Raw genomic sequence first — 25,974 nt, 5'->3', positions numbered from 1 at the left:
ATGAACAAGCACATGATGCGACCGACGGCGCTGGGCGTCGCGATCACCCTGATCGCGGGCAGCCTGCCGATGCAGGCCGGCGCACAGTCGAATCAGCAGCAGAACCGCCGACAGCCGGCCGTGCGCGCGAGCACGCCGGTCACGCTGAACTTCGTCAACACCGACATCGAGGCGGTGTCGCGCGCGATGTCCGCCGCGCTGGGCAAGCCGATCCTGGTCGATCCGCGGGTCAAGGGCACGATGACGCTGACGGCCGAGCAGCCGGTGCCGGTGCAGGAGGCCTACCTGAGCTACCTCGCCTCGCTGCGCGGCATGGGTTTCGCGATGGTCGAGGCGGGCGGCCTGCTGAAGCTGGTGCCCGAAGCCGAGGCCAAGCTGCAGACCGGCTCGGTGACGATCTCCGGCGAGTCGCGCACGCGCGGCGACCAGGTCGTGACGCAGATCTTCAAGCTCAGCCATGAGAACGCGAACAACCTGGTCGCGGTGCTGCGTCCGCTGATCACGCCGAACAACACGATCAATGCGAACCCGGGCAACAACAGCCTGGTCATCACGGATTACGCCGACAACCTGCAGCGCATCAGCCGCATCGTGGCGGCGCTGGACCAGCCGTCCAACACCGACATCGAGGTGATCCCGCTGCGCAACGCGGTGGCCTCGGACATCGTGCAGCTGGTGCAGCGGCTGTCGGACGGCGGCGGCGGGACGCAGGGCGTCCAGGTGCAGGGCGCGGGTGGCGGCAGCGGCAGCGTGATGGCCGATCCGCGCAGCAACGCGCTGATCGTGCGCGCGGCCAATCCGGCCAAGCTGATGCAGCTGCGCGCGATGATCGCCAAGCTCGACCAGCCCAGCAGCGACACCGGCGGCAGCATCCGCGTCATCTACCTGAAGAACGCGGACGCGGTGCGTCTGGCCACGGTGCTGCGCGCGGCGTACACGAACAACGCGGGTCCGGGAGCGGGCGGCGCCAACAGCGGCCAGGGCGGCACCGGCAGCTTCGCCGGCGCGCAGACCGGCAGCGCGGGACAGTCGGGCGGCTTCGCGGGCAACAGCTCGTCGTTCGGCGGCGGCTCGTCGAGTTCCGGCTCCAGCGGATCGAGCGGCAGCGGTGGCGCTTCCACGCAGGTCAGCCAGACCGCGCAGGTCAGCACCGGCGGCTTCGTGCAGGCCGACCCGGCGACCAACTCGCTGATCATCACGGCGCCCGAGCCGATGTACCGCCAGATCCGCGCGGTCGTCGAGCAGCTCGACACGCGCCGCGCGCAGGTCTATGTCGAAGCGCTGATCGTGAAGGTCGACGCCAGCAAGGCCGGCCAGTTCGGCGTGCAGTTCCAGCAGCTGTTCGGCGAAGGCGCGGTCGGCACCAACTTCGGCACCGGTTTCTCGAACATCCTGAACCTGACGGCCGCCACGGCCGGCGGCACCACGGGCGTCAGCAACGCGATCTCGAGCGGGACCATCCCGACCGGCCTGAACGTCGGCATCATCAAGAAGGTCGGCAGCCTCTACACGCTGGGCGCCATCGCCAACGTGCTGGGCTCCGTGAGCGGCACCAACGTGCTGTCCACGCCCTCGCTGATCGTGCAGGACAACGAGGAAGCCGACCTGCTGATCGGCAGCAACGTGCCGGTGCTGACCGGCAACTCGACCACGACCTCGGGCACCACCACCAGCCCGTTCCAGACCTTCGAGCGCCGCGACGTCGGTCTGCGCCTGAAGGTTCGCGCCACCGTCGGCGAGAACGGCACGGTGCGCATGAAGGCGTACCAGGAGAACTCCAGCGTCGTGTCCTCGGTGAACTCGGCCACGCAGGGTCCGACCTTCGACAAGAGCGCGGTCGAGACCTCGGTCACGCTGGAAGACGGCCAGGTGCTGGTGCTCGGCGGCATGCTGAAGGACGAGTACATCGACGGCGAGGACAAGGTCCCCGGCCTGGGCGACATCCCCATCCTCGGCAACCTGTTCAAGAACCAGAGCCGCAAGCGGACCAAGTCCAACCTGATGATCTTCCTGCGTCCGGTGGTGCTGCGCACGCCGGAAAGCGCCGCGGCGCTGACGATGGACCGCTACGACGCGATCCGCGCCTACCAGCAGGAATCGCAGCCGAAGAGCACGCTGGTGCTGCCGGACACCGGTGCCCCGCTGCTGCCGGAGAAGCCCGCGTCGACGCCCGGCGGCACCCTGCCCCAGCAGCTGCCGCTGCCGGTGTATCCCGCGTCCTCGCCGGTGCCCGCACCGGCCACGCCGCAGAACAACCCGCCGAGCACGCCGCAAGGCCGCTGAGTCCGGAGCGATCATGGCCAGCCGCCATCCCCTTCCCTACGCCGTCGCCAAGGCGCAGCACCTGCTGATCGAGGACGACGGTCAGCAGCGCACGCTGTGGGCCTCGCCGGCGCTGACGCTGCCGGTGCTGTCCGAGCTGCAGCGCGTGTACGCGCCGACGCGCATCGAATGCCTGAGCGTCGCCGAGCTGTCGACGCGCATCCAGTCCGCCTACGCGGGCGGCGAGGACAACGCGGCGCTGGTGATCGGCGAGGTCGAGAACGCCGTCGACCTGTCGCGCCTGATGCAGGACCTGCCGGCGGTCGAGGATCTGCTGGAAGCCGCGGACGATGCGCCCATCATCCGGATGCTCAACGCGCTGCTGACGCAGGCCGCGAACAACGGCGCGAGCGACATCCACATCGAACCCTACGAGCGCGAGAGCTCGGTGCGCTTCCGCGTCGACGGCACGCTGCGCGAGGTCGTGCGACCGAACCGCGCGCTGCATGCGGCGCTGATCTCGCGCCTGAAGATCATGGCGGAGCTCGACATCGCCGAGAAGCGGCTGCCGCAGGACGGCCGGATCTCGCTGCGCATCGGCGGCCGGGCGATCGACGTGCGCGTGAGCACGCTCCCCTCCGCGCACGGCGAGCGCGCGGTGCTGCGTCTTCTGGACAAGTCCGAATCGCGCTTCACGCTCTCGGCATTGGGCATGGACGGCGAGCGGCTGGAACGCTTCCAGCGCGTCGTGCAGCAGCCTCACGGCATCGTGCTGGTGACGGGTCCGACGGGCTCGGGCAAGACGACGACGCTGTACGCGGCGCTGCAGACGGTGGACACGTCGACGACGAACGTGCTGACCGTCGAGGACCCGATCGAATACGAGCTGCCCGGCATCGGCCAGACGCAGGTGAACTCGCGGATCGACCTGACCTTCGCGAAGGCGCTGCGCGCGATCCTCCGCCAGGATCCGGACGTGATCATGATCGGCGAAATCCGCGACTACGAGACGGCGCAGATCGCGATCCAGGCCTCGTTGACGGGTCACCTGGTGCTCGCGACGCTGCACACGAACGACGCGGTGAGTGCGGTGACCCGCCTGACCGACATGGGCGTGGAGCCCTTCCTGCTGAGCTCCTCGCTGCTGGGCGTGCTGGCGCAGCGGCTGGTGCGCAAGCTGTGCCCGGTGTGCAAGTCGCCGGAGCCGATGCCCGGCGGCGGCGTGCGTTACCACCCGGTGGGCTGCCCGGCCTGCTCGAGCAGCGGCTACAAGGGCCGGACCGGCGTGTACGAACTGATGGTGAGCAACGACGCGATCCGCAGCCTGATCCACAACCAGTCGCCGGAGTCCGAGCTGCTGGCGGCGGCGCGCGCGAACGGCCTGCGCTCGATGCGCGAGGACGGCGACCGGCTGGTGGCCACGGGCATCACGTCGGAAGAGGAAGTGTTGCGGGTCACGCGCGAGTGATCGCGGCCACGACACGGACGCACGAGCAGTAGAGACACGAGGTTCCGAGCGATGCCCGCCTTCAAGTACGACGCCCTGGACGCGTCCGGCAAAGCCCGCCAGGGCTTGCTGGAGGCCGACACCCTGAAAGCCGCGCGTTCGCAGTTGCGGGCGCAGGGGCTGGTGCCGATGGACGTGAAGGCGGTGGCGGCGCAGCCGGGCAAGCAGTCGCGCTTCGCGCGGCGCGCGTTCAAGGCGGCGGGGCTGGCGGTGTGGACACGGCAGCTCGCGGGACTGGTGTCGGCGGGTCTGCCGCTGGAGCGCTCGATGGCGGCGCTGGCCGACGAAGCCGAGGATCCGCGACAGCGCGAACTGATGTCGCAGCTGAAGTCGGAGGTCAACGCGGGCTCGTCCTTCGCACGTGCGCTGGCCACCGCGCCGCGCGAGTTCGACGATGTCTACCGCGCGGTGGTCGCCGCGGGCGAGCAGAGCGGCGCGCTGGGCCCGGTGCTGGAGAGCCTGGCCGACGACCTCGAAGAGCAGCAGCGGCTGCGCTCGGAGCTCTTCGGCGCGCTGGCCTATCCGGTGATCGTCTGCATCATCGCGGTGCTGGCCGTGAGCTTCCTGTTGACCTACGTGGTGCCGCAGGTGGCGGCGGTGTTCACGCAGACGCGGCAGACGCTGCCGCTGCTGACGCGGATGATGATGGGCATCTCCGACGTGCTCCGGAACTGGGGGCTGCTGATCGTGATCGTCCTGGTCGGCGGCTTCATCGGCCTGCGGCAGGTGCTCAAGCGCGAAGGGCCGCGTCAGCGCTTCGACGCCGCGTTCCTGAACGTGCCGCTGCTGGGCCGGCTCGCGCGCGGGTACAACGCGGCGCGTTTCTCGGGCACGCTGGCGATGCTGGCGGGCGCGGGCGTGCCGATCCTGAAGGCGCTGCAGGCGGCGGCGGAGACGCTGTCCAACCAGGCGATGCGCGCGGACGCGCTCGACGCGCTGGCGCAGGTCCGCGAAGGCGCGCCGCTGGGCGCGGCGCTGGCAGGGAAGAAGCGCTTCCCGGGACTGCTGTCGATGTTCGCGCGACTGGGCGAGCAGACCGGTCAACTGCCCGACATGCTGCAGCGCGCGGCCAAGCAACTCGGCAATGAAGTGAAGCGCCGCGCGATGACGCTGGCCACGCTGCTGGAGCCGCTGCTGATCGTCGCGATGGGCGGCGTGGTGATGCTGATCGTGCTGTCGGTGCTGCTGCCGATCATCGACATGAACAAGCTGGCGGCGCAGTAGGGCGTCCCGTCGGCGCTCGCGCGCCGATGCCGCGGTCCCGGACGGCCGCCCATCGACGGCGCCTATCATCGGGCCCATGCCCGCCTCTCTCGACGGCCGCCTTGTCGTGGCCCTTTCCTCCCGCGCGTTGTTCGACTTCGAAGAGGAGAACCAGCTCTTCGAAGACAGCGACGACCGCGCCTACATGCGCCTGCAGCAGCAGCGACTGGACGAGCCGGCAAAACCCGGCACCGCGTTCTCCCTGGTGCGCAAGCTGCTCGCGTTCAACGCGGCCGGCGAGACGCCCCGCGTCGAGGTCGTCGTGCTGTCGCGCAACGACCCGATTTCCGGCATGCGCGTGTTCCGCTCCGCGCAGCACTACGGCCTGAACATCGAACGCGGCGTCTTCACCCGCGGACACAGTCCGTGGCGCTACCTGAAGCCGCTCAAGGCGCAGCTCTTCCTCTCCGCGAACGAGGACGACGTGCGATCAGCGCTCCTCGCGGGCGTGGCCGCGGCCCGTGTTTTCCCGCAGTCGGCGCGCGCCTCCGCCGCGTATCCGGATGAACTCCGCATCGCCTTCGACGGCGACGCCGTGCTCTTCTCCGACGAGGCCGAACAGGTCTACCAGCGCGACGGCCTGGACGCCTTCCAGGAGCACGAGATCGCCCGCAAGCTGACCCCGCTGCCCGCCGGTCCCTTCAAGCAGGTGCTGCATGAGCTGCAGCGCCTGCAGGCCGCGCCGGCCGTGCCGATGCGCCTGCGCACCGCCCTCGTCACCGCGCGCAGCGCCCCTGCCCACGAGCGCGCCATCCGCACGCTGATGGACTGGGACGTCGAGGTCGACGAAGCCATGTTCCTCGGCGGCCTGCCCAAGGGCGAATTCCTGCGGGAGTTCGAGCCCGACTTCTTCTTCGACGACCAGCACGGCCACGTCCAGAACGCCGTCCCGCACGTGCCCGCCGGGCACGTGGCCATGGGGGTGACGAATCGCTGACGCCGGCCGCGGCGCCAGAATCCGCGCCGCATGACTTCCGGCAGCCGTCAGGCCGGGCCCCTTCCCACTCACGTTCCGACGCTCCGTCCCGGACTCCCACAAGGAAGACCTCCGATGCGCATCACGCTCCGTCGCCTGGCCATCGCCACGGCCTGCTCGATGGCCACCCTCGCCATCGCCGCCGAATCCACCGCGACCTCGGCCGCCGCCGCCGGAACGGCGGATGCCGTCGCCCGCAGTGCCTCCACCCGGCCCGCCCCCGCCGACCCGTCGCTGGGCTTCTACCGTCAGCCCGCGCTGCGCGGCGACCGGCTGGTGTTCGTCGCGGAAGGCGACCTCTGGCAGGCCAACGTCGGCGGCGGCACCGCGCAGCGCCTGACCACGCACGGTGGCGCGGAGACCTTCCCCGCGGTCTCGCCCGACGGCCGCTGGATCGCCTTCGTCGGCCAGCAGGAATCCGCCAGCGACGTCTTCGTGATGCCCGCGGCCGGCGGCGTCGCCCGCCGCCTGACCTGGGACACGGGCGCCGTGCGCGTCTGGGGCATCACCGCCGACAACGAGGTGCTCTACTCCGGCGCCACGGAACGCGGCGAGCCTGGCACGCAGCTGCACCTGGTCTCCCTCGTCAGCGGCGTGCACCGCGCGTTGCCGGTCGGCCAGGCCAGCGACGGCGCGCTGAGCCCGGACGGCAAGACCCTCTACTTCACCCGCAACGGCCTGCGCGGCGACAACGCCCGCCAGTACCGCGGCGGCGCGCTCGCCCGCCTGTGGGTGATGGATCTTTCCGGCACGGCCGAGGCCCGGCCGCTGGTGGCCGAAGGCGCCAACGACCGCCGCCCCATGCCCTACAAGGACGCGTCCGGCACGGCCCGCATCGCCTTCCTGTCCGACCGCGACGGCACCTACAACCTGTGGTCGGTGAAGGCCGACGGCTCCGACCTGCGCCAGCACACCCGCCACAAGGGCTGGGACGTCCGCCATGCGAGCCTGGACGGCGCGCAGGCGGTCTACGCGCTCGGCGCCGACCTCTATCGCATCGACCTCGACGGCAGCGCCGCCGAACGGAAGATCGATCTCCACCTGGCCGGCGACTACGACCAGCAACGCAAGCGCTGGATCGCGCGTCCGCAGGACTTCCTGACCGGCGTCTCGCTGTCGCCCAACGGCGAGCAGGTCGTGCTGACCGCGCGCGGCCGCCTCGCCACGCAAGGCGTCGGTCCGCTGCGTCGCGCCGAACTTCCGGTGCCCGCGTCCGCCGACGACGCCGGCCGCTGCCGCGACAGCGCCTTCAGCGGCGACAGCCGCGACGTCTTCGCGTTCTGCGACTTCAGCGGCGAGTTCGAGATCTGGCGCTTCGCCGCCAATGGCATCGGCCAGCCCAAACAGATCACCGAAGGCGCCACCGTGCTGCGCCGCAGCCTGTCGCCATCGCCGGATGGCCGCTGGATCGCGCACACCGACAAGGAAGGCCGCCTCTTCCTCACCGACCTCAAGAACCCCGCCCGCGCCGCCGCCACGCGCGAAGTCGACCATGACGCGCTCGGCGACGGCGCCGCGTCGCTGAACTGGTCCGCGGACGGCAAGTCCCTCGCCTTCGTCCGCACCACGTCGAACCCGTACCGCGAGCAGCTGATGCTGCTGACCGTCGCCGACGGCAAGGTCCATCAGCTCGGCAGCGACCGCTACGCGGCCACCGCGCCGGCCTTCAGCCCCGACGGCCAGTGGCTGTACTTCCTGTCGCGCCGCACCTTCAGCGTGACCGGCAACCCCGGCCCCTGGGGCGACCGCAACATGGGTCCCTTCTTCGACAAGGGCTGGAAGATCTACGCGATCGCGCTGCAGCCGAACCTGCGTTTCCCGTTCGCCGCGCCGGATGAACTCCAGGGCATGAAGGCCAAGGAAGAGGCCGAGATCCGCGAGCAGGAGAAGGACAAGCCCGACAACAAGGAATCCAAGCAGAAGGTCGAGGAAGCCAAGGCCGACGCGGCCAAGGAAGCCAAGCCTGCCGCCCCGCCCGCCGCGAAGAGCGGCAAGCCCGAGATCCAGATTCCGGGACTGGCGCTGCGCCTTTACGAGGTGCCGGCCGCAGCGGGCAACTACAGCGGTCTGGCCGTCGATTCCAAGCGCCTGTACGTGCAGGAGGGCACCGCGCTGCGCCAACTGCCGATCGGCCCGCAGGAATCCCGGATCGAGACCTTCGCGGACGGCGTCGCCGCCTGGGACCTGAGCGCCGACGGCAAGAAGCTGATGATCCGCCGCTCGGCCGCCCCGGGTACGGCGCCGGAGATCCTGATCGTCGACGCCGGTCCGAAGCTGCCGGGCGATCTCGACAAGTCGCGCGTGCGCTGGTCCGACTGGCAGATCGCGGTCGACCCGAAGGCCGAGTGGCGCCAGATGTTCAATGACGCCTGGCGCATGCAGCGGGACTTCTTCTACGACAAGGACATGCACGGCGTGGACTGGGCCGCCATGCGCGCCAAGTACTTCCCGCTGACCGAGCGCGTCACCGAGCGCGGCGAACTCGCCGAGCTGATGGCGCAGATGGTCGGCGAGCTCAGCCTGCTGCACAGCCAGGTCGCGCCGGGCGAGCTCCGCAAGGGCGCCGAGGAGCCCGGCTATGCCGGCCTGGGCGCGCAGCTCGAGCGCGATCCCAAGGGCAACGGCTGGAAGATCGCCCGCATCTTCGCCGGCGATCCGGAGCTGCCGTCGGAAGCCGGTCCGCTGGCCGCGCCCGGCCTGAACATCGCCGAAGGCGCGGTGATCACGCAGATCAATGGCCGCAAGGCCTTGTCGGTGCCTGACGCCAGCGAGCTGATGCGCGGCCAGGCCGGCAAGCAGGTGCTGCTGCAGATCCGCGAGTCCTCCGGCAAGGAGCGCTCCGTCGTCGTGACCCCGGTCGACGTGCGCCGCGAAAGCCAGCTGCGCGTCAACGACTGGCGCTTCAGCCGCGCCAAGCTCGTCGACAAGGCGGCCGACGGCAAGATCGGCTACCTGCACCTGCGCGCGATGACCCGCGACGACATCGGCGATTTCGTCCGCGAGTTCTACGCGCAGAGCGAGCGTGAGGGCCTGATCATCGACGTCCGCCACAACAACGGCGGCAACATCGACAGCTGGATCCTGCAGACGCTGCTGCGCCGCGCCTGGGCCTTCTGGCAGCCGCGCTCGCCGTACGGCAGCAAGCCGTATCCGAACATGCAGCAGGTATTCCGCGGCAAGGTCGTCGTGATCGCCAACGAGGAGACCTACTCCGACGGCGAGACCTTCTCCGAAGGCTTCAAGCGCCTGGGCCTGGGTCCCGTCATCGGCAAGACGACCTCGGGTGCCGGCGTGTGGCTGTCGGACCAGAACCGGTTGATGGACAACGGCCTGATGCGCTCCGCCGAGAACGGACAGATCACCGTCGACGGCCAGTTCCTCGTCGAAGGCAAGGGCGTGACGCCGGACATCGAGGTCGACAACCCGCCGCGGGCGACCGCCAACGGGCAGGATGCGCAGCTCGACGCGGCGATTGCGTGGCTGAAGGACGCGATCGCGAAGGATCCGATCAAGACGCCGAAGCCGGGGCCGTATCTGCGGCCGATCAAGCAGTGACGGCGTAGCGCGATGACTGTGTGAGGCCTCGCGTCCGCGAACCTCCCACCCTGTTCCGGTCCCGGTGAGACTCGCTGTGCACGAATGAAAACGGGAGGCCTTGGCCTCCCGTTTTGCTTGGGGTCGTGCGTCGATGTCGCGCGGTCAGCTCAGGGTGACGCGTGCGAACTGGCGCTTGCCGACCTGCAGCACCATCGTGCCAGCCTCGACCTTCAGCGCCTTGTCGCTGATCGTCACGCCGTCGATCTTGACGCCACCCTGCTCGATCTTGCGGTTGCCCTCGCCGTTCGACGGCACCAGGTTCGCCGCCTTCAACAACGCGGCGATGCCCATCGGGGCGCCGCTCAGCGACAGCTCGGGGATGTCGTCCGGAATGCCGCCACGGGCGCGGTTGTTGAAGTCGGCCTCCGCATCGTCCGCCGCCTGAGCGCTGTGGAAGCGCGCGGTGATCTCCTTGGCGAGCATCACCTTCGCTTCCTTCGGATTGCGTCCGCCCTCGACCTCGCGCTTCAGCGCGGCGATCTCCTCGATCGACTTGAAGCTCAGCAGGTCGAACCACTTCCACATCTGCACGTCGCTGATCGACAGGATCTTGGCGAACATGCCGTTGGCCGGCTCGGCGATGCCCACGTAGTTGTTCTTGGACTTGGACATCTTCTCGACGCCGTCCAGGCCCTCCAGCAGCGGCATCGTCAGGATGCACTGCGGCTCCTGCCCGTATTCGGACTGCAGGTGACGCCCCATCAGCAGGTTGAACTTCTGGTCGGTGCCGCCGAGCTCCAGGTCGGCCTTCAGCGCCACCGAGTCGTAGCCCTGCATCAGCGGGTAGAGGAACTCGTGCACCGAGATCGGCGTGCCGGCGGCGTAGCGCTTGGTGAAGTCGTCGCGCTCCATCATGCGGGCCACGGTGTACTTCGCCGCCAGCTGGATCAGGCCGCGCGCGCCCAGCGGATCGCTCCATTCGCTGTTGTAGCGGATCTCGGTGCGGGCCGGGTCCAGCACCAGGCTGGCCTGCTTGTAGTAGGTCTCGGCGTTGTGCTTGATCTGCTCGGGCGTCAGCGGCGGTCGCGTCGCGTTGCGGCCGGACGGGTCGCCGATCATCGAGGTGAAGTCGCCGATCAGGAAGATCACCTGGTGGCCCAGGTCCTGCAGCTGGCGCATCTTGTTCAGGACCACCGTGTGGCCGACGTGGATGTCGGGCGCGGTGGGGTCCAGGCCCAGCTTGATGCGCAAGGGCTGACCGGTGGCCTCGGAACGGGCCAGCTTCTTCAGCCATTCTTCCTGAGGCAGCAATTCCTCGCAGCCGCGCAGGGATTGCTGCATTGCATGACGGACCCGGTCCGTGATCGGAAATTCGGGGGCCGACGGGGCCTGGGTTCGGATATCAGACATGGCACTTCGGAGCCCGCACGGGCTTACGTAAAGTCTTGATTTATCGGGTTTTCTAGCATTTGTAACCCGGGCCCGCCGCTATACTTTCGGCTGTTTTTGCGGGGCGCCAAGAGGGCAATTGACATGCCTGACCTGTCGCTGCAACGCAAGACGGCGATTCTAGTGGACGCTCCCCGCAGCATCTGGACGCCCCTCAGGGCGTCCTTCGTTTTGCAGGACCCTCGAATCTCCGGCATGGGCCGTTCGAGCCACGCGCTTTTGCAGGCGTAGCGGCGGATGGCACTCCTCAGGCTCCAGAAAAAGGTCTTCGGCGCGTGATGAATTGGAATGACGAATGGCAGCGCGTGCAGCGCACCCTCGCTCGCGCCGAATCCTTCGCGGCCAAACACCCCCGCGCCCTGACCGGCACCGTGGTCGGTGTCCTGAGCTGCTTCGCCGTGACCGCCTTCGGCGTCGCGCCGATGGCCCCTGACGCGGCGGACCTCCCGCAACGCGTCGTCTCCGAATCCATCCCGCTGCAGTCGCTGGACGAGCAACTGGCCGACCTGGCCGCGTTCGATCCGGGCCTCTCGCGCAGCGACGTCACCCGTGCCGCCGACACCGCCGATGCGCTGCTCAAGCGCATGGGCGCCTTCGACGCGGCGGCCGCCTCGTTCCTGCGTACGGACGACACCGCCAAGAAGCTGCTGACGGGCCGCGTCGGCAAGCGTGTGCAGATCATCGCGACCGCCAGCGGCGAGGTGCAGTCCATCGTCGCCCGCTACGCCGCCGAGGCCAGCGAGCAACTGGACACCCACTTCACCCGCCTGAGCATCACCCGCGACGGCGACAAGTTCGTCTCCAAGCTCGAGACCGTGGCCTACGAGACCCAGACGCGCCTGGGCAGCGGCACGATCCAGTCCTCGCTGTTCGCCGCGACCGACGAGGCCAACGTGCCCGACGCGATCGCCACGCAACTGGCGGACATGTTCTCGGGCGACATCGATTTCCATCGCGAACTGCGCAAGGGCGACCGCTTCTCGCTGGTCTACGAAACCCTGACCGCGGACGGCGAGCCGATCACCTGGGGCAACCGCTCGGGCCGCCTGCTGGCCGCCGAATTCGTCAACAACGGCAAGAGCTACCAGTCGGTGTTCTTCCGCGACCCCACCAGCGGCAAGAGCAACTATTACGGCTTCGACGGCGAGAGCAAGCGCCGCTCGTTCCTGGCAAGCCCGATGGAGTTCTCGCGCGTGACCTCCGGCTTCGCGATGCGCTTCCATCCGATCCTGCAAACCTGGCGCCAGCATCAAGGCATCGACTACGGCGCGCCGACCGGCACGGCCGTGCGCAGCGTCGGTGACGGCAACGTCGAATTCGCCGGCTGGCAGAACGGCTTCGGCAACGTCATCCAGCTCAAGCACAGCGGCAACCGCATGACGGTCTACGCCCACCTGAGCCGCATCGACGTCAAGAAGGGCCAGAAGATCGAGCAGGGCCAGAAGATCGGCGCCGTCGGCTCGACCGGCTGGGCGACCGGACCGCACCTGCATTTCGAATTCCGGGTCAACGGCAAGCAGCAGGATCCGCGCGTGATCGCGCGTGCATCCGAGGCCGTCACGCTGCCTGCGACCGCCAAGGCCGCCTTCAAGGCCCAGGTCGCCGGCGCGAAAAACGCGCTCGAGGCTGCGGCTTCGATCCACGACGGCGTCGTCGGCGAGTAAGCCGGCCAGCGCGCTCTTCACGCGCTCCGCCATTTGATCTCCTTCGGCCATGACGATGTCCGGCGCTGAGCTCTACATCGGACTGATGTCCGGCACCTCGCTCGATGGCGTCGACGCCGTGCTGCTGCGCGCCGAGACCGAAGGTCGCGTCCGCGCGCTCGCCCACGACTACCAGCCGTTCGATCGAGAGTTGCGGGCAGAACTGCTCGCGCTCAACAGCCCTGGCGAGAATGAACTGCAGCGCGCCGCGCTCGCCGGCAACGCCATCGCCCGCGCCTACGCACAGGCGTGCCGATCCCTGCTGATGGCCCAGCGCCTGGCGCCGCAGGAGATCCGCGCACTGGGCGCCCACGGACAGACGGTGCGACATCGCCCCGGCGAGTTCGACGGCACCGGCTTCACGGTCCAGTTGCTGAACGCGGCCCTGCTGGCCGAGCTCACCGGCATCGCCGTCGTTCACGATCTGCGCAGCCGTGATCTGGCCGCCGGGGGCCAGGGCGCGCCCCTGGTCCCGGCCTTCCATCGCGCCGTCCTGGCACAGGACGGCACCGACGTCGTCGTGTTGAATGTCGGAGGCATCAGCAATGTGAGCCTGCTCTGGGCAGATGGTCGCAGCGGCGGTTTCGACTGCGGTCCGGGCAACTGCCTGATGGACGGATGGATCCATCGCCATCAAGGCGCGAGCTACGACGCAAGCGGCCTGTGGGCTGCGCAGGGTCAGGTGCATGCGGGGCTGCTCGATGCACTGCTGGCCGAGCCCTACTTCCGTCAGGCCCCGCCGCGCAGCACCGGGCGGGATCTTTTCCACCTCGGCTGGCTTGATGCGAAGGTCGCCGCGCATGCGCCGCGTGTTGCGGCCGTCGATGTGCAGGCGACGCTGCTGGAGCTGAGCGCGCTTTGCGTTCTCGACAGCCTGGTCGCCTTTGCGCCGGGCGCATGGCGCGAGTTGCTCGTGTGCGGCGGCGGCGCATTCAACGATGCGTTGTTGAAGCGGCTCCAGGTGCTGCTGCCGACGGTGGCCGTCAGCACCACTGCGACAAAGGGACTGCCGCCGATGCAGGTCGAGGGTGCTGCCTTCGCCTGGCTGGCCATGCGCCACGTGCGCGGGCTGCCGGGCAACCTGCCTGCAGCCACCGGTGCGTCGGGACTGCGCGTGCTGGGCAGCTACACACCTGCCTGATCCCCGCTCCTCGGAGCAGACTCCACTCGCCAGAAACGACAAGACCGCCCGAAGGCGGTCTTTGTCATTCGGCCCGAGGGCCTGTGCATCCGACGAGTCCGGAACGTACTCCGCTCAGACGGAGAAGCTCGAACCGCACCCGCAGGTCGTCTGCGCGTTCGGGTTCTTGATCACGAACTGCGCGCCTTGCAGGTCTTCCTTGTAGTCGATCTCGGCGCCGACCAGGTACTGCAGGCTCATCGCGTCGATCAGCAGCGTCACGCCGTTCTTGGCCATCTGCGTGTCGTCGTCGTTCACGGCCTCGTCGAAGGTGAAGCCGTACTGGAAGCCGGAGCAACCGCCGCCCTGCACGAACACGCGCAGCTTCAGTTCCGGATTGCCTTCTTCCAGCACCAGCTCGCGCACCTTCTCAGCCGCGCTGTCGGTGAAGACCAGCGGTGCCGGCATGCCGCCCAGATCGGTGGATTGGGTTTCGAGGACTGCGCTCATCGTGGATCCTGTTGTGTCGGAGGAATGGCGGGATTATCTCAAAGCCTCCGCATCGGCAGCGGACGCTTTGAGATAGCCCCTTCGACAGGATATGCACCCTGCCGGACAAAAAACAAGGCCGCTGAAGCAGCGGCCTTGTCCCTGAGCTTTCGCCACCGATGGAATCCCAACCCGGACCCCACCAGCGGACGGAAGTCGATCAGCGCTTGCTGAACTGCTTCCGGCGACGGGCGCCGTGCAGACCGACCTTCTTACGCTCGACTTCACGCGCGTCACGCGTGACGAAGCCGGCGCGGCTCAGTTCGGGCTTCAGGGCCGCGTCGTAGTCGATCAGCGCGCGGGTGATACCCAGGCGGACCGCGCCGGCCTGGCCGGACTCGCCGCCGCCGTGCACGTTGACCTTGATGTCGAACGCTTCACCATTGTTCGTCAACAGCAGGGGCTGGCGCGAAATCATGATGGACGTCTGACGGCCGAAGTACTGCTCGATCGAGCGGCCATTCACCGTGATTTGGCCAGTGCCTTTCTTGATGAAGACACGAGCCACAGACGACTTGCGACGGCCGGTACCGTAGTTCCAGTTTCCGATCATCTCCGCTCCTTAGATTTCCAGCGCCTTGGGCTGCTGGGCGGTGTGCGGATGCGTGTCGCCCGCATACACCTTCAGCTTCTTGATCATCGCGTAGCCGAGCGGGCCCTTGGGCAGCATGCCCTTGACGGCCTTTTCCAGGGCACGGCCCGGATGCTTGGCTTGCATGTCCTTGAACTTGGTGGCGTAGATGCCGCCCGGGAAACCCGAGTGACGGTAGTACACCTTGTCCGTGGCCTTGTTGCCGGTCACGCGCAGCTTCTCGGCGTTGATGATGACGATGAAGTCACCGGTATCGACGTGAGGCGTGTAGATGGCCTTGTGCTTGCCGCGCAAACGGAGTGCCACTTCGCTGGCAACACGTCCGAGCACCTTGTCGGTGGCGTCAATCACAAACCACTCGTGCGTCACTTCGGCCGGCTTGGCGCTGAAGGTCTTCATGAGATTCTTTCAAAAGGCGAAACTTCGGGCGATCTGCCCCCGTACGCTCGGTGCACGCTTGTAGGCGAAATGAATCGCGCGGCCTCTCACGGACGTTCCCCCGCTGCCTTGGAAACGGGAAAGCCGACGAGTCTAGCAGAATCCGCCCGAAAGCCCAAACGCCCGCTGTCGGCGCCGCGCAGCGGGGCCTCACCAGCCGCCCGCTCCCCTGATTCGTGACGCATCCGGACAGGCGCCGGCGCCGTTCCCCGCTAGCATCCGTCCCCATCGCCGAGCCCATCATGTCCACCCCGCCCGATCCACGCCCGAACACCCCCCGGCCGACGGCGCCCGCGACCGCGCCGCCCTCGCGCTGGAGCCCGCGGGCCATGCTCGCCCGCTGGACCGGCTGGGTGCCGATCCGCTCGCTGGGCAAGCGTCACCGCAAGCGCATCCTTCAGCACCTGCTGGCGCTGGGCGAGCGCGACCGCTACCTGCGCTTCGGCTATCCGGCGCGCGACGAGCAGATCGGCAAGTACGTTGCCGGCCTGGATCTGGTCCGCGACGAGGTGCTGGGCATCTTCAACCGCCGTCTGCAGCTGATCGCCGTGGCCCACCTGGCCTACGCGCCGGCGCCGCAGATCAAGGGGCGTCCGGCGATGGCGGAATTCGGCGTCTCGGTCGCCACCTCCGCACGCGGCAAGGGTTTCGGCGGCCGCCTGTTCGAGCGGGCCTCGCTGCACGCGCGCAACCGCGGCATCGACACGCTCTTCATCCATGCGCTGAGCGAGAACGCCCCGATGCTGAAGATCGCCCGCAACGCCGGCGCGACGGTCGAACGCGATGGCGGCGAGTCCGAGGCCTGGCTGCGCCTGCCACCGGACTCGGTGTCCTCGCACGTGGACGAGGCCCTCGAGCGCCACATGGCCGAATGGGACTTCCAGTTCAAGCGCCACATGCGCACCGTGGGCGACTTCCTGGACGGCGTGGCCGAGGTGAAGTCGCGCATCCGCAAGGTGCGCGACCGCTCCGACGACCCGGGAACCAAGCGCTGAGGCGGCATGGACGCATCGCTGATCGCACAGGTACCGGTTTCATTCCCGACACCCCCACCCGATTCCAGGGGGTGCCAGGGGTCAGTTCGGATGCAATTTGTAACGCCTTTCCGCTACATTCCCGCGATTCGCCCGGTACGGTGTCTTTGATCCGCTGCTCCCGTGCGTCCTCCGGCGTCCTCGGGCGCCATCCGTCCGGTCCGTCCAGCTCATTGGGCTCATTGGGATATGCAGAACCTGCTGCCGTGGATCATCGCGGGGCTGTCGGCGCTGGCAGTCCTGGGGCTCGCCGCCGCGCTGCTGCTGCGGCGCCCGAGTCGCGAGCGCAAGCCGCTGCCCACGGAGTGGTCGCTCAACGCCCGTCCCGTCTTCAGCGCCGACGAACGCCGCGTCTTCCGCCTGCTGCGCGAGGCCCTGCCGCACCACGTCGTCATGTGCAAGCTGCCGATGGTGCGCTTCTGCCAGCCGACCGAAGCCCGCGACGTGCGCTACTGGTATGAGCTGCTGGGTGGCATCAGCGTGAACTTCGCGATCTGCAGCCCCAACGGCCGTGTGCTGGCGGCGATCGACATCGAGACCGACCGGCCGGGCTCCGCCCGCAGCCTGCAGATCAAGCAGGCGGTGCTCGCGGCGTGCCGCATCCGCTACCTGCGCTCCTCGGTCGACAACCTGCCCAGCGCCACCGAATTGCAACTGCTCGTGCCCTACAGCAACCAGGGCAGCCGGGCCGGCATGGCGGCGATGCCGCGCGCGGGCGCCACGCACCTTCCCAGCGCCCCGCCGGCCGCCCCCCGGCGCCCGGCCCCGGCCCCGGCCGCACCGGCGACAGCGCGCAACACGCTCTGGAACGACTCGCCGGTGTTCAGCGATTCCTTCTTCGCGCCGGACAGCCGCTACGACGCCTTCAGCGGCGAATCGATGCAGGCGCCGCTGCCGCACCCCGAGCCGCGCACCCGCGGCTACCGCCCGCGGGCCGGCACGCACGAGGCCTCGGGCTTCCGCGACTCCCAACTCCGCGATCCCCAGCTCCGCGACCCGCATGCGCGCGATGCGCAGTTCCGCGACTCCCAGTTCGGTGGCGACTTCCCGCCGCTGCCCAGCGAACTGCCGGACCCCGACATCGGCGGCGTGGTCGTCGACTCGCCCCGCTACGGGCGGCGCTAAGCTACGCCCCTGCCCGCTCTTCGAGGACACGACGGCGCTCCGGCGCCGTTTTTGCTGTCCTCGCCGCTCCGATGACTGACATGACGGCCGGCTTCGGCCTCCTGACCCCCGAACTGATGCTCGACGCCCTCGAGCACGCGGGACTCCGCCCCGACGGCCGCCTGCTGCAGCTGAACTCCTACGAGAACCGCGTGCTGATGGCGCATCTGGAGGACGGAGCGGCGGTGGTCGCGAAGTTCTATCGGCCCGGACGCTGGAGCGACGCGCAGATCCTGGAGGAACACGCCTTCGCGCACGCGCTGGTGGAGGCGGAAGTGCCGGTCGTCGCGCCGCTGCCGCTGGCCATCGATGGCGTGACCGGCACGCTCGGCCACTTCCAGGGCCAGCGTTTCGCGGTGACGCCGCGCCAGGGCGGCCGCGCGCCGGAGCTCGAGGATCCGGAGGTCCTGCGCTGGATCGGCCGCTTCCTGGCGCGCATGCATGAGGTCGGACAACGCGAGCCATTCCAGCATCGCCTGTCCTGGAACAGCGCGGCGCCCGCGCGCGAGGCGCGCGACTGGCTGCGCGCGAGCGACACGCTGGCCCCCGAAGTGGCGGCCAACTGGCACGACGCCGCTGAGCGATGCATCGATGCCATCGATGCCGCGTTCGATGCGTTGCCCGACCGCCGCGCGCTGCGCCTGCACGGCGACTGCCATCCGGGCAACATCCTCTGGACGCCGGATCGCGGGCCGCATTTCGTGGACCTGGACGACGCCGTCCAAGGCCCCGCGGTGCAGGACCTGTGGATGCTGTTGTCCGGCGAGCCGGAGGCGGCACGGCGACAACTCGACGCCCTGCTCGACGGCTACGAGAGCGTGTGCGAATTCGACTGGCGCGAACTGCGCCTGGTCGAGGCGCTGCGCACGCAGCGGATGATCCACCACAGCGCCTGGCTGGCGCGACGCTGGGACGACCCGGCCTTCCCGGCGGCCTTCCCCTGGTTCGGCACACCCAACTACTGGAGCGACCAGGTGGTGAAACTGCGCGAGCAGCTCGACGCCATGGAGACGGAAACGCGCCGTCACGGCGGATGGCAAGGATGACGGCGCGGAGGCCGCCGGCGCGCTCCGGACGCGGAACCTCTCATCAGCAGTCGCCTCACCGATTCAAGACAGGCAGGGCGGTCAAGATGCAGCCCTGAGGGACTCGATGTCCTGGAAGCGGCGGATGGCCCCGAACGACTGAGGCCACGCCTCATCGCCCAGGAGCGTTCGCCATGCCGTCCTCGCCGCATCTGCAGATCCCGCTGCCCGAACTGCCGCCGGTCCTGACGCCGGCGGGGTCGACACCCCGCCGCACCAGGCCGGCGATCTCCCTTGAACAGGTCCTGCTCAGCCCTCTCGCACGTCCGGCCGTCCACGCCGAGGAGGGTCGCCTGCATGTCATCCTGTCGACCGTCGAGCACGCGGTGCACGACGGCGTGGCGGATACCGCCCCCTTGCTGGCGGACAGGCGCGACGCGCTGCGGAACGAGGTGCTCGCCCACCTGACCGGCCAACTGCGCGATGCCCGCATCCGGCCCGCGGAACGGCTGTTCCTCCAGACCTTGTCGGAGCGACTGGTGAGTGCGGTGCTGGACGGCGCCTACGCAGGATTGCTGGGCAACGGAGGCCCGCGAGACACGCTCGCGAAGGCCATCCTCGAGCCACAGGACCTCCGGCTCGACGCGACGCTTCGCACGTGGACGATCGGCGACGTCAGCGCGCAGAACCTGGACGGCGCCTCGCCCCTGCTGCTTCGCGAGCAGATCCCGGTGCATCGCGCGAGCGCACTCCTGGCCGAGGGACTGCTGGTGGTGGACAGTCTGGTCCGGCGAGCCGCGGGCGACGCGCTGCCCGAGACCGTGGCGGAGCGCATCGCCGTGGCACGGCTGACAGCCGCCGCCCTTTATTCGGGAAGCGCCGGCGTGCCGTTCCTGGTCGATCTGGACCATCTGGCCAGGGCGGTCGGAACCGACGGTACCCTGGCGCGGGGCCATGTCAGCACGCTGCGCAAACTCTGGCGCCCGCTGCGGACCTTGTCCAACCTGGACATGATGGGCCCGCTGCATTTCCTGTCCAGCACGCCGGACGACTCCGCTTCCTGGACTCGCGTCGCGCCCGGCCTGTTCGTCACCCGTCAGGAGTCCGCGCTGCTGAAGCTGCTGATTCCGGAAACGATACCCAACGGCGCGGATCTCCTCAGCGACCCGCCGGTCCCGCTCCTGCCGGCCTCCGACCGCGTGCCGCTGCCCTTGTTCCACACGCTCGCGCCCGATCTTGAGCAGACCCTGGACCGTCAGGCCGGGCGCGTGTCGTTCACCGGCATCGACGGCCCCGGGGAGCCGCGATTCCAACTCCATCTCCCGTCACTCTCACTGTCGGCAGGTCCGGCGGAGATCCGCGCGCAGAACCTGGACCTGGAGCTCGTGGACGCCTTCTGCGTCGCCCTGTTCGGGGATACGCTGCCCTTCCGCCATGAGCGCCTGCCGCCCGAAGCCACGTTGACCGCGGACGAGTTCCGCGTCGGACGCATGCCCGTGGTCAAGCGCAGCGACGGCGGCCGTTGGGAGTTCCAGGCTCATGGCACCGCCGTGGTCCGCCACATCTTCGGCGAGCCCGCCTTCCGCGGCGCGCGCGTGCCCGACCTGTCGGCCTGGAGCGCCACCACCGGCACCTACACCTCGCGCCTGCCCGCCGACACGGCGCCGGACGCCCGCAGCCCGATGCTGCGCGTGTTCGTGCAGATGGAGGACGACGCCGCGATCCACGCCGCGGGGGCGACGCTCAGCCGCATCCATCCGCAAGAACTCGTCTGGGTGCAACTCCATCCGGGCGGCCGCTACAAGGTGGTGCGGGGACAGTCCTTGCTGACGAACGCCGAACCGGATGCACGCGTGAAGCTGATCGTGAACGGTCACGGACACACCTCGTGGATCACGAAGGAACGGCTGCTCAGCGGCCGCTCCGCCGCTGAACTGGCCGGAGAGCTGAAAGGGCTCATGACGAGGCTCGAGACCCCGGGCCGCCCGCTCCCGAAGATCTTCAGCGTCGATCTGCTCAGCTGTTCGCTGGAGACGCCGGCCACGCTTCGCAGTTTCGGACGCGAGTTCACACGCGAAGCCACGGCCCAGGCGCTGGGACGTCCCGGCATGGAGACCACGGTCTACACGGACACGGTGCTGCTGGACTACGGTCGCCGACGCCTGCGCAAGGGAACGAGGCCCCATCCCCAGGCACCGGCCGTGCGCCGCGCCGCGGGGAAGACCTGGGTGTACTGGTCCGACCCTGACACCGGCGCGACCCGGATCCGCGACAAGTATCCCGATGGCGGCGCGGGGGAACCGGCGCTTGCCGCCTGCTGCGCCGTCCTGGAAGGTGTCGAGGACGAGGGCACGACCGAGCGGTTCCACGCGTTCGCGCGCGCCAGGATCGAGGACAGCTTCCAGATCCGCCGGCGGTTCAAGGAGGTGGTGGACCAGCATCGCCCGACGGGCATGGTGATGCTGCCCCGGATCGACGAGGTCGCCGAGGGTCATCTGGCAATGACCTACCTCGACCTGCCGACGGGCGCCACGGTGAATCGCACCGTCACCGCGCCTGCCGATCGTCAGGCGCTGCGTGCCGGCATCGCCGTGGTCCAGGAGGGGCTGTCCAACCTCGAGACACGCGGCGACACCGCGACGACCGGATATGGCAGCCCGGACCTGCTCAACGTCGGCATGCTGGCGCTCTCGCTGAGAGACCTGTCCACGAGCGCTCCCGACGGCCTGCGCTATCAGGGCGCGCTCTGGTACCTCGGCGTCAGCCAGCAAGGGTTCCAGGCGGGCGCCGACATCGCGGCGATGGTCGCCGATGTCCGGGCGGCCATGATCCAACCCCAGAGGATTCCGGTGGACACCCTGGTGTCCGCGAGCAACCGGCTGTCCAAGGCGTTGTCGGCCATGAGCGGCGCGGCGCAGGTCGGCGTCCTGGCGGCCGATTTGAACGACCTGTTCCAGGCGCTCAACTTCGGCAGCAGCACCGAGGTCTCGCGCGCCACCGCCAGGCTGGTCATCGATGCCGAGGGCCTGCTGCTGGCGGGGGCGGCCGCGGTCGCGGATCTGCTGGGCGCGTCGCTGCTGGCCGCGGCCGCCGATTGCGCCCTGGTGCCGGTCACGGGACTGGGCTACGGCATCATGGAACTCAACCGGGCCGTCACCGGCGCCATGGCACGGGTCGACCGCAACCTCCAGCCGCTGCGCCAGATCAACCGGGGATACATCGAACCGCTGCGGCGCGTCCCGGCCGGCCCGTCGCACAGGAGCGAGGTGCTGCTGGCCCATGGCTGGGCGCCGATGAAGCGCATCGATTTCCGCCAGGGCGAAGTCGTCTTCGCCGATGCCTCGATGGGCGCCTCGGCGCTGCATGCCAGCCAGCTGTACTGGCAGGCCGGCAGCAGGCGACTGCACGACTGGTGGGTGGCCGACGGCTCCGACCGTCAAGCGGCGTATGCGCGTGACGGCCTGGACATGGACCTCTGGACGCTGATGCGCACCGCCGACCGGGCGACCACTCCCCGCGTCCCGCTGGCCCGGCCCTTGCGGGATCCGCGCCTGGTGCTGGTGCTCATGACCTCGCCCAACGTCGAGATCCACCACGACGGGTACTCCTCCTCGCGGGCCGGCGGCGATTTCTCGCTGCTGCATGACGAGCTGATCGAGCGGATGCAGGTGAACAGCGATGCGCGTTTCGTCGGCGACTACGTGACCTCCAGCAGCTTCGCCAAGTCGGCGGACCTGTGGCGCTACCGGTACAAGAGCACCCTGCTGGAGGTCGTCCTCGACGACCAGGTCCGCGTGCTGGCGCTCCCGGCCGCGTCCGGCGCCGAAACCAGCCGGTTCGTCTTCGACGACCAGGACGCCCGCGCCATCCTGCCGCTGGATCAATCGCTGGTCCATGTGCGGTTGATCGGCGGCGGCGGCCGGTACACGCTGGCATTGCCGCCGGATGGCACCGTGCGCAACCCAGTGCGCATCCTCCCCGCGAGACAGGGACGGGACGTCTGGACTCTCATGCGCAAGGGCGGATTGACCCATGGCGGCCAGTCCGTCGACTTCCTCGAGGGCGACCTGACGGGGGTCCGCATCGGCGGTCAGGAACTGTGGTTCGAGGCCCTGAACGAGGCGGTCGTCCAGCTGGCCGATCCGCTCGTTCCCGACGTGCGGGTCCTGCTGGATCTCGAGCACCGGCGGGCGTCGCTGCTGCTGGCATTGCCGGCGTGGTCCAGCGCACTGCGTCCCGCGGCGGCGCTGAGGAACGCGCTGGTCGCGTTGGCGCCATCGGCGGAGGTCCGACCCGACACGCTGTTCCTGCCCCTGGCCCAGGAGCACCTCCACCGGCAGATCCATCTGTCCAGTTCGCTGGAAGACGGCGAGGCGCTGTCAGGCTTGATGGACCCGGTCTCCGGCGGGGCCGTGCTCCACAGCAAGCGGCATCTGATGCTCTTCCGACCGGGCGACCAGCTGGGCCAGGGCGACTGGGCCCGCTATCAACTGCGCGGCGGTGAGGTCAGCCTCGATCTCGAAGGACGTCCCGTGGTCCGGTACGACGGGGGTCATCATCTGCAGCCGATCACCTACACCTTCCAGGAGGACATCGGGCAATTCACCCGCGAGCCCGTGATGCTCACCGACGCCGGAGAACAGGCCCTGTTGCGATGGCTCCGGGCGCATCCGAAGTGGACGCCCGAACGCCTGACCGCTTTCCTGAACGAACACCTCGCAGCCGGGGCGGCACTCACCGGTCCCGACGGCGGTCCCGCACAGCCCGTGGTCGCGATCGAATTCTCCGATCGCACCTCGGCCACGCTCCGCCCGTCCGGCGGTGCCAGTTTTCTGGCGTTCTGGGAAAGGGTGGATCGGCTCGAGCAGTCGGCGGTCGGCGCGCCCATGGTGAGCCTGACCAGCGATCCCACGCTGACCCGTGCCCTGTCGCTGGCCGGTGTCACGGTTTCCGCGCTGCGCGATCCTGGCGTGCAGGCGCTGTCCACGGCAGACATCGCGCTGGTGAAGCAATGGCTCATCCTCAACCATGCGCAGGCCTATCTGTCCACGGGGACGACGCCCGCCGACCTGCTCCCGGACCTGCCGCGCCTGTCCATACCGCAGCGCCTCCATCTGCAGGGACTGGTGGATCGCCTGCAGCGCCTGCTCGACCGGCATCTGGCCGCCAAGGGCAAGGGATCGCAGTGGATCAGGCTGGGGGAGACGCCGTCCGAGTCCTCGGCGCTGGTCCATCAGTTGCGCGATGCCGGCGTGGACATCCGGATCGACGCGTACTCCCTGGCGCCCGAGTCGCGCAGCACCGACCGGGACGGTCCCCGCGATTTCTACGACGTCCTGCCGCCCAGCCTGCGGCTGTTCATCCAAGACCTCACCGACCAGTTGGCGCGCGACGACCGGTCCGCGCATGCGCTTGCGACCGCGGGACCGGAAGGTCTGGTCGACAGCCCGCTGCAGCAGGCGCTCGCGGCGTGGGCCCGTCAGCCCGGCACGCCGCGTGCAAACGGCAGGATGGGAGGGCTGCCCCAGACGCTGCTGGACCGGATCCGGCGCGCAGGCCTGACCGTGCGAGATCCGTCGCCCGGACCGAACGGCTCGATCGATGCCGACGCCGAGCCCTTCGCCGGCTCGGCGCTGGGCCGCATCGTGCAACGCGCGGACGGGTGGGAGATCGAGCCGGCGACGTTCAGGCTCTGGCAGGCGCAGGCCGGCGTCCAGGGCCTGCCGCTGGATGCCTGGTATGCGCGTCACGCCGAGCCCAGAAGTCCCATCGAGGCCTGCCTGCGTGAAGCGGCAGCCACCGCCCTGCGCGATCGGCTGATCCGTGTGCGCGATGAGATGGAGCGCGCGCAGGCGCCGCATGCGCCGCTGGCCGAGGACACGCTGTTGAATCGTCAGCTGTTGCTGGCCCTGCAGCGGCTGGTGCCTGACGCCGCGGACATCAGGAGCCTCAGGACGACCGCGGGACGTCCGGGCGACCTGTTCCTGATCGACAGCAACATCGATGACCCTCGCTACATGCTGATGCTGAGGCCCGATCCGGGCTTCCATCAGCTTCCGGACGCCTCCTCGCTTTCAAGGAACAACCTGTACTGGGCGGATGTCGGCAGCGCCAAGGCGTTGGGCACGGACTTGCGCGTGCACGCCGAAGCCGACGCCGATCCCGCTCGACCGCAGACCTTTTCCCGCGGGCTGATCGAATGGTGGCTGAAGCAGCTCTCTCCCGCCTGGTCGCGCGAGGGCTATGCGGCCTTCCAGCTCGACGACCTGGGCGTCGAAGCGACGAGCCAGGGGCGGACGCACTTCGGTTTCGAGGAAGGCGGCAGGCTCTACATCGGCCTGGATGACGGCGACACCACGCCGTTCCGCTTGAACGACGACGCCGACTTCCAAGCCTTCAGGAACCAGTTCCTCGCGGGTCGGACAACGCCTGCGCTGGTGCTGATCCAGGGCAACGGACGCCCCATCGACCTGGACGGCGCCGCCGCGCTGGGCGCGGCGGAAATCGTGATCCTGGAGGAGCTCGACGGCGCACCGCGCCGCATCGACCTGGACGACCTGGTGCCCGACAGCGACGAGGCGTTCTACCAGGGCAGCGATCTCCTGATCCATCGGCCCCACAACGGCCAACTGATCCGGATCCGCCAGGCGCTCACGGCCACATCGGACGATCCCGTCGATGACGCGTGGCAGCCCGATCCGTCCACCCGCATCACCGGCCAAGGCGAGACCCGCTGTCTGGCATGGCCGGCCGCGTCGCTCAGGCTGGCAAGTCCTCTGCTGACCGTGCGCGGCGGCCAGGTGGAAACGACCCACGATGACAACGACCTGCTGGTCAGCGATGTCGCTCGCTGGGACCGCATCCGACTGCCAGACATCGCGGCTCCCGACGCCACGGGGGTCCGCGCTGGCCCCGAGGACGATCCCGTCGCGCTGCTGCGGTATCCGATCGCATCGGATGCGTGGCGCATGGCGGCGCTGCCACCCTCGGTCGCGACGCTCATGGCCGATGCTTCGCGGACCGCCCCGCAGCGATGGTCGCTGACGAGAGATCCATCGTCGGCCGAGGAGGCGTCGCTGCTGCAGCGAGCGCCTGACGCGGCGAACGAGGCCGACAGGGGCGCTCAGCGTCAAGGCCAGGACATGCTGCCTGCGGACACATCACCCGCCACGGCCCCCTTCTCCTGGGGGCTGAAGGCGGCGCAGTTCATCGACGCGATGGCGGGCAGCGAGGGGCCAACCGATGGCCCCCCGGGCCTGACGCTGACCTGGCAGTCATCGCCGTGCCGCTCTGCGGCCGCGACCTTCGCCACGGCCGCATCGATGTCCTGACGGCGCGGGCGCCCCCGGGCGAGG

15 protein-coding genes are annotated in these 25,974 nt (G+C 69.2%); 11 read left to right on the top strand and 4 right to left on the bottom strand.

The window, feature by feature from the left end; genetic code table 11:
* From gspD to AC07OZ_RS21665, 5 genes are all read left to right on the top strand, one after another.
* Complete coding sequence (gene gspD, locus AC07OZ_RS21685; protein WP_495469148.1) at positions 1–2,283, top strand: type II secretion system secretin GspD; 2,283 nt, start codon at positions 1–3, stop codon at positions 2,281–2,283.
* A gap of 13 nt (positions 2,284–2,296) precedes the next feature.
* Positions 2,297–3,730, top strand: coding sequence for a type II secretion system ATPase GspE (gene gspE / locus AC07OZ_RS21680; protein ID WP_495469147.1), 1,434 nt, complete (start codon positions 2,297–2,299; stop codon positions 3,728–3,730).
* A gap of 51 nt (positions 3,731–3,781) precedes the next feature.
* On the top strand, positions 3,782–4,993 hold the full coding sequence (gspF, locus tag AC07OZ_RS21675) for a type II secretion system inner membrane protein GspF (RefSeq protein ID WP_495469146.1): 1,212 nt from the start codon (positions 3,782–3,784) through the stop codon (positions 4,991–4,993).
* A gap of 76 nt (positions 4,994–5,069) precedes the next feature.
* The gene (locus AC07OZ_RS21670) at positions 5,070–5,969 is read left to right on the top strand and encodes a 5'-nucleotidase (protein ID WP_495469145.1); all 900 of its coding nucleotides are present in this window, start codon (positions 5,070–5,072) and stop codon (positions 5,967–5,969) included.
* A gap of 114 nt (positions 5,970–6,083) precedes the next feature.
* Complete coding sequence (locus AC07OZ_RS21665) at positions 6,084–9,563, top strand: S41 family peptidase (RefSeq protein ID WP_495469144.1); 3,480 nt, start codon at positions 6,084–6,086, stop codon at positions 9,561–9,563.
* Between the two features lie 144 nt (positions 9,564–9,707).
* Here AC07OZ_RS21665 and tyrS read toward each other — a convergent pair whose 3' ends face one another.
* Entirely contained in the window at positions 9,708–10,886 is a 1,179-nt protein-coding gene (gene tyrS / locus AC07OZ_RS21660; RefSeq protein WP_495469143.1) for a tyrosine--tRNA ligase, read from the bottom strand.
* A 386-nt stretch (positions 10,887–11,272) separates the two neighbouring features.
* Between tyrS and AC07OZ_RS21655 the strand changes: the two genes are divergently transcribed.
* A complete protein-coding gene (locus AC07OZ_RS21655; RefSeq protein ID WP_495469142.1) occupies positions 11,273–12,658 on the top strand; it encodes a M23 family metallopeptidase in 1,386 nt (461 codons plus the stop codon).
* A gap of 49 nt (positions 12,659–12,707) precedes the next feature.
* On the top strand, positions 12,708–13,838 hold the full coding sequence (locus AC07OZ_RS21650) for an anhydro-N-acetylmuramic acid kinase (RefSeq protein ID WP_495469141.1): 1,131 nt from the start codon (positions 12,708–12,710) through the stop codon (positions 13,836–13,838).
* 114 nt (positions 13,839–13,952) lie between these two features.
* On the opposite strand, the gene erpA is transcribed toward AC07OZ_RS21650, so the two are convergent.
* The 3 genes from erpA to rplM form a co-directional block, all read right to left on the bottom strand.
* Positions 13,953–14,327 carry an iron-sulfur cluster insertion protein ErpA gene (gene erpA, locus AC07OZ_RS21645; RefSeq protein WP_416760665.1) on the bottom strand — a complete coding sequence of 125 codons (375 nt, stop codon included), beginning with the start codon at positions 14,325–14,327 and terminating at the stop codon, positions 13,953–13,955.
* A 199-nt stretch (positions 14,328–14,526) separates the two neighbouring features.
* Positions 14,527–14,919, bottom strand: coding sequence for a 30S ribosomal protein S9 (gene rpsI / locus AC07OZ_RS21640; RefSeq protein WP_067065532.1), 393 nt, complete (start codon positions 14,917–14,919; stop codon positions 14,527–14,529).
* 9 nt (positions 14,920–14,928) lie between these two features.
* Positions 14,929–15,357 (bottom strand): 50S ribosomal protein L13, encoded by a 429-nt coding sequence (gene rplM / locus AC07OZ_RS21635; protein WP_067065533.1) that lies wholly within the window; start codon positions 15,355–15,357, stop codon positions 14,929–14,931.
* A 281-nt stretch (positions 15,358–15,638) separates the two neighbouring features.
* Between rplM and AC07OZ_RS21630 the strand changes: the two genes are divergently transcribed.
* The 4 genes from AC07OZ_RS21630 (at position 15,639) to AC07OZ_RS21615 (ending at position 25,950) form a co-directional block, all read left to right on the top strand.
* The gene (locus tag AC07OZ_RS21630) at positions 15,639–16,391 is read left to right on the top strand and encodes a GNAT family N-acetyltransferase (protein ID WP_495469140.1); all 753 of its coding nucleotides are present in this window, start codon (positions 15,639–15,641) and stop codon (positions 16,389–16,391) included.
* A gap of 228 nt (positions 16,392–16,619) precedes the next feature.
* Positions 16,620–17,555, top strand: coding sequence for a DUF2726 domain-containing protein (locus tag AC07OZ_RS21625; RefSeq protein WP_495469139.1), 936 nt, complete (start codon positions 16,620–16,622; stop codon positions 17,553–17,555).
* A gap of 80 nt (positions 17,556–17,635) precedes the next feature.
* On the top strand, positions 17,636–18,640 hold the full coding sequence (locus AC07OZ_RS21620) for a serine/threonine protein kinase (RefSeq protein WP_495469138.1): 1,005 nt from the start codon (positions 17,636–17,638) through the stop codon (positions 18,638–18,640).
* Positions 18,641–18,813: 173 nt separating this feature from the next.
* A complete protein-coding gene (locus AC07OZ_RS21615; RefSeq protein ID WP_495469137.1) occupies positions 18,814–25,950 on the top strand; it encodes a C80 family cysteine peptidase in 7,137 nt (2,378 codons plus the stop codon).
* Positions 25,951–25,974: the final 24 nt, after the last annotated feature.

The organism is Roseateles sp. GW821-FHT09G03, assembly GCF_059416045.1.
Note: the sequence above shows the minus strand (reverse complement) of the source record. Positions and strands in the feature narration are given on the sequence as shown.